At 69.4% G+C, this 4,337-nt stretch carries 5 protein-coding genes and 1 pseudogene; 2 read left to right on the forward strand and 4 right to left on the reverse strand.

The window, feature by feature from the left end; all coding sequences use genetic code 11:
• Positions 1 to 100: 100 nt before the first annotated feature.
• Together AB0C29_RS35975 and AB0C29_RS35980 are read right to left on the reverse strand one after the other, a co-directional pair.
• Positions 101 to 799 carry an alpha/beta hydrolase gene (locus AB0C29_RS35975; RefSeq protein WP_360830061.1) on the reverse strand — a complete coding sequence of 233 codons (699 nt, stop codon included), beginning with the start codon at positions 797 to 799 and terminating at the stop codon, positions 101 to 103.
• 13 nt (positions 800 to 812) lie between these two features.
• Positions 813 to 1,745, reverse strand: coding sequence for an alpha/beta hydrolase (locus AB0C29_RS35980; RefSeq protein ID WP_360830065.1), 933 nt, complete (start codon positions 1,743 to 1,745; stop codon positions 813 to 815).
• A 77-nt stretch (positions 1,746 to 1,822) separates the two neighbouring features.
• On the opposite strand from AB0C29_RS35980, the gene AB0C29_RS35985 reads away from it, so the two are divergent.
• On the forward strand, positions 1,823 to 2,725 hold the full coding sequence (locus tag AB0C29_RS35985) for an RNA polymerase sigma-70 factor (protein WP_360830068.1): 903 nt from the start codon (positions 1,823 to 1,825) through the stop codon (positions 2,723 to 2,725).
• 88 nt (positions 2,726 to 2,813) lie between these two features.
• A complete protein-coding gene (locus tag AB0C29_RS35990; RefSeq protein ID WP_360830071.1) occupies positions 2,814 to 3,167 on the forward strand; it encodes a siderophore-interacting protein in 354 nt (117 codons plus the stop codon).
• Between the two features lie 115 nt (positions 3,168 to 3,282).
• Here AB0C29_RS35990 and AB0C29_RS35995 read toward each other — a convergent pair whose 3' ends face one another.
• A complete protein-coding gene (locus tag AB0C29_RS35995) occupies positions 3,283 to 4,044 on the reverse strand; it encodes an NAD(P)H-binding protein (protein WP_360830074.1) in 762 nt (253 codons plus the stop codon).
• A gap of 52 nt (positions 4,045 to 4,096) precedes the next feature.
• Positions 4,097 to 4,337 (reverse strand): annotated as a pseudogene (locus tag AB0C29_RS36000) (hypothetical protein); the annotation flags it as partial.

The raw sequence follows: 4,337 nt of genomic DNA on the forward strand, positions 1-4,337 counted from the left end.
TGTTTGGCGACGATCGCGGCGAGGATGACGCCGCCGCCCATGGGCCCCTCCCTGGAATGTGGGTCCGCCACCCCGCCCACGGCCGGCGACCCGGGCGCTTCTACTTGGCGGCCTCGAGGATCGTCTCGGCGACCGCGTCCGGCTGGGAGACGCTCAGCGCGTGGGAGGCGCCGGCGATTTCGCGTACGCCGCGGGCGCTCGCCCGTTCGGCCAGGAAGCGGTGCAGCGCGACCGGGATGTTGCGGTCCTGGTCGCTGAAGACGAACCAGGCCGGGACGGTCTTCCAGGCCGGTTGGCCGGTGGACAGGCCGGTGGACAGCGCCACCTGGGTGACGGGGCGTTGGGTCGCGTACATCAGCGCGGCCTGCTCGTCGGGCACGTCGGCGGCGAACTGGTGGTGGAAGGCGTCCTTGCGGATGGCGAACTCGGTACCACCGGTCGAGACCGGGTAGGCGGTGAGCGCGTCGCCGAGGGTGCTGCCGGGGAACTTCGTCGACAGGTCGAGGGCGGACTCGCCGGTGTCCGGGGCGAAGGCACAGACGTAGACCAGCGCGGTCACGGCGTCATTGCCGGCGGCGGCTTCGGTGATCACCATGCCGCCGTACGAGTGGCCGACGAGCACGACCGGGCCGCCGATCGACGTGATCAGGTCGCGTACGTATGCGGCGTCACCGGCGAGGCTGCGCAACGGATTGGCCACGGCGATGACGTCGTGGCCGGCGGCGGTCAGCCGCTCGGTGACGCCGTTCCAACTGGCTGATTCGGCGAACGCGCCGTGGACGAGGAGAACAGTTGTCATTGATCTCTGCCTTTCAGCTGAGGGCTTTGCGGAGGACGTGGATGGCCTGCTCGATCGCGGCGGTCGCGGCGGCGGTGCTGCGGACCGGGTTGAGCATCATGAAGTCGTGCAGCGTGCCGTTGTAGCGCGCGCTCGTGGTGCGGACGCCGGCCGCGGTGAGCTTGCGGGCGTAGGCTTCACCTTCGTCGCGCAGCACGTCGTTCTCGTCGACGAGCAGAAACGCCTCCGGCAGTCCGGCGAGGTCGTCGAGGGTGGCGCGCAGCGGCGACGCGGTGATCTCGGAGCGCCTCTCCACCTCAGGCAGGTAGGCGTCCCAGAACCAGGCCATGCTCTTGGCCGGCAGGTAGGGCCCGTCTGCGAATTCGCGATAACTGTCGGTGTCCTGGCCGGCGTCGGTGACCGGGTAGTACATCGACTGGTGGACGAAGGTGACGTCGCCGCGCTGCTTGGCGAGGATGGTGAGCGCCGCGGTCATGTTCCCGCCGACCGAGTCGCCGGCGACGGCGAGCCGGGTAGCGTCGAGCCCTTCGGTCGAGCCCTTCTTGGTGATCCATTGCGCTGTCGCGTACGCCTGCTCGATGGCAAGCGGGTAGCGGGCTTCGGGCGACCGGTCGTACTCGACGAAGACGACCGCGGCCCGCACGCCGACGGCCAGCTCGCGGACCAGCCGATCGTGGGTGCCGGCGTTGCCGAGAATCCAGCCGCCGCCGTGGACGTACAGGATGGTGGGCAGTTGCCCCGTGGTGCCGGCCGGCTTGACGATGCGGACCGGCACGTCGCCCACATTGATCCACTTCTCGTCGACGTCCGGTTTGTCGACGGGCGCCGCCTGTATGTCGTCGAGCACCTTACGAGCGGCGGCGACGCCGATCTCGTACAGGAAAGGGGGTTTGCTCGTGGCGTCGGCGATCTCCTGCGCCGCCGGCTCCAGAACGTGGTTTTTCATGTGCCCTCCACAACTGTCGGTTGCCTTTGACAGTCGAGACCGGGCAGGGTTCGAATCTGTGACAGCGGGTCAACCTGGTGTCACCACAAATCTGGGGGCCGGTGATGGGCGATCTCGACGAGGCAGCGGTGATCTTCACGGGCGTGCGGCCACGCCTGTTCGGGATCGCCTACCGGATGCTCGGCAGTGCCGGCGAGGCCGAGGATCTGGTGCAGGATGTCTGGTTGCGCTGGCAGAACACCGATCGCACCGTGGTGCAGAACCCGGGTGCGTTCCTGGCGACGACCACGACCCGGCTGGCCATCAACGAGCTGCAGTCGGCGCGGGCCCGGCGGGAGACCTACATCGGGCCGTGGTTGCCCGAGCCGGTCGACACGAGTGCTGATCCCTTCCTCGGGGCTGAGCGGGGGGAGGCACTGGAGCTGGCCGTGCTGATGCTGATGGAACGGCTCACCTCGCAGGAGCGGGCGGCTTACGTGCTGCGGGAGGCGTTCGACTACCCCTACGCACAGATCGCGGACATCTTGCAATCCAGCGAGGCGGCCGTACGCCAGCAGGTCAGCCGCGCCCGCAAGCACGTGGCCCGCGAGCGCAAGATCCCGGTGCCCGAGTCGGCGCAGCGCCGGCTGCTGGCGACCTTCCTCGACGCCGCCCGCTCAGGCGACCTCGATGCGCTGGAGAAGCTGTTCGCCGCCGACGTGGCGAGCGTCTCCGACGGCAACGGCGCCAAGCACATCGCCCGCAAGGTGGTCGCCGGAGCGGCCCAGGTGGCGCAGTTCATCGCGGCGTTCTCGAGCTGGTACTGGGACGGTGTGGACGTGCGCTGGGCGAACGCCAACGGGCAGCCCGCTGCCGTGCTGCACCGCGGTGACACGGTGCTCGGGATGGTCACCGTCGATGCCTCGGAGGACGGCATCGAAAAGGTGCTGTGGATGATGAAACCCGGCAAACTCGCCGCCGCGGTCGCTGTCACACATTAGCCGCCTGCCCGGTCTGTAGTCGTGACAGCGAGAGACAGGGGGGCAGGGGTGCGGACGCGGGTGGAAACGAAGACCGTCCCGCCGGGCGATGCCCGTTCCTGACGAGGTCGTACACCGGCTCGCCGCCGCCTGCCGGACCGGCGACGCCGAGGCGATCGAAGCTGCCCTCAGCCCGGCTGCCGTCGCGGTGTGTGACAGCGGTGGCCGCGTACCTGCTCCGCTCCTTCCGCTCGTCGGAGCCGGCGAGGTGACCTGGCTGTTGCAGACGCTGCTGCCGGAGACCGACCTGATGGTGCAAAGTGTCAACGGGGGATCGGGGCTGGTGCTGCGCCGGTCCGGGCGGGCCCTCGCCGTGATCGCCGTGACCTGCGACCAGGACCACGTCACGGCCCTTTGGGTGGTCCTCAATCCGAACAAGCTCCGAGGGTGGAACAGCGGCTGAGCGGCCTCGAACCGGCCGCGCTGCCGCGGCCGGCGCCGAGGTCGTTCGTCATGCGCCGAGGCGCCCGACGCCGACGTTTCGCTGCGCGGGCTCGATTTGGCGGTCCCGGTCGAGGCTATCGCTGAGGCGCAGGCGGTTGCGGCATTCCCGAAAGCCACTCCGCGAACCGCAGGATGCCTCGTGGGCCGGGCCCGGCCGGCAGGAGACCGCCGTTGGCCATCGAGAGACCCGCGGCGGACGGCCACGGCACGCTCACCACCACTTTGTGCGGGCCTCGGGATCTGGCCACCTGGCGAACCGCTGACGACATCGCCAACACCTCGGGGCCCGCCAGCTCGGCAACCCGCCCCGCCGGGGGCTCTTCGGCCAGTCGCACCAACTCGGCGGCCACTTCGGCCGCTGCCACCGGTTGCGCACGCATCCAAGGGACGACGGCCACGGGCCCGGGAAAGGCAGTCAGCGATTGCGTGGTGAACTCGAAGAACTGGGTGGAGCGCAGAATGGTGGCCGGCACCGGGCCGGCCAGCACGAGTTCTTCCTGTCGGCGTTTTCCCTGGTAATAGCCCCACTTCACGCGGTCGATCCCGACGATCGACAGCAGTACGTGATGACGGACCTCGCATCGTTGTTCGGCCGCCAGCAGGTTCCGCGTCGTCGTCTCGAAGAAGTGGATCGACGCGGACTTGCTGACTGTCTGGATGTTCGACACGTCGATCACGGTCTGCACCCGTTCCAGCGCGGCGTCCAGGCCCGCTCCAGTACTGAGATCCACCCCGACCGACCGGGCGATCACCACCACGTCATGGCCGGCGGCCCGTGCCTGTTCGACGACCATCCGGCCGACCTGGCCGGTGCCCCCGGCCACGGCGATACGCATCGTTTCCCCTTCCCGTTTTTGTGGTGGTCCACGGACGACCAGGCAGTTCGAGTCATCGAACAAGCGAACTGGCGGTCGTGCGCTCCGTCGTTTGCCCGATCGGGGTCCCCGCCGGCCGACCGGCGTTGCGGACGGTGGCTGCGGCCAGTCCGCCGGCGAGGATGCACAGCACGGCGCAGATGACAGCGGCGGAATGGAACCCGGTCAGGAACTGGCCCGGATTCTGGTACGCGGCGCCGGTGATACCGGCCGCGGCCGGGAGGACCGCGACGGCGACGAGGGCGGCCGCCCGG

The organism is Actinoplanes sp. NPDC048791 (assembly GCF_040650095.1).
Taxonomy (GTDB): domain Bacteria; phylum Actinomycetota; class Actinomycetes; order Mycobacteriales; family Micromonosporaceae; genus Actinoplanes.

Coding starts and splice junctions, on each gene's coding strand:
- AB0C29_RS35975 (WP_360830061.1), bottom strand. CDS start 799: ATGACAACTGTTCTCCTCGTCCACGGCGCGTTCGCCGAATCAGCCAGT.
- AB0C29_RS35980 (WP_360830065.1), bottom strand. CDS start 1,745: ATGAAAAACCACGTTCTGGAGCCGGCGGCGCAGGAGATCGCCGACGCC.
- AB0C29_RS35990 (WP_360830071.1), top strand. CDS start 2,814: ATGCCCGTTCCTGACGAGGTCGTACACCGGCTCGCCGCCGCCTGCCGG.
- AB0C29_RS35995 (WP_360830074.1), bottom strand. CDS start 4,044: ATGCGTATCGCCGTGGCCGGGGGCACCGGCCAGGTCGGCCGGATGGTC.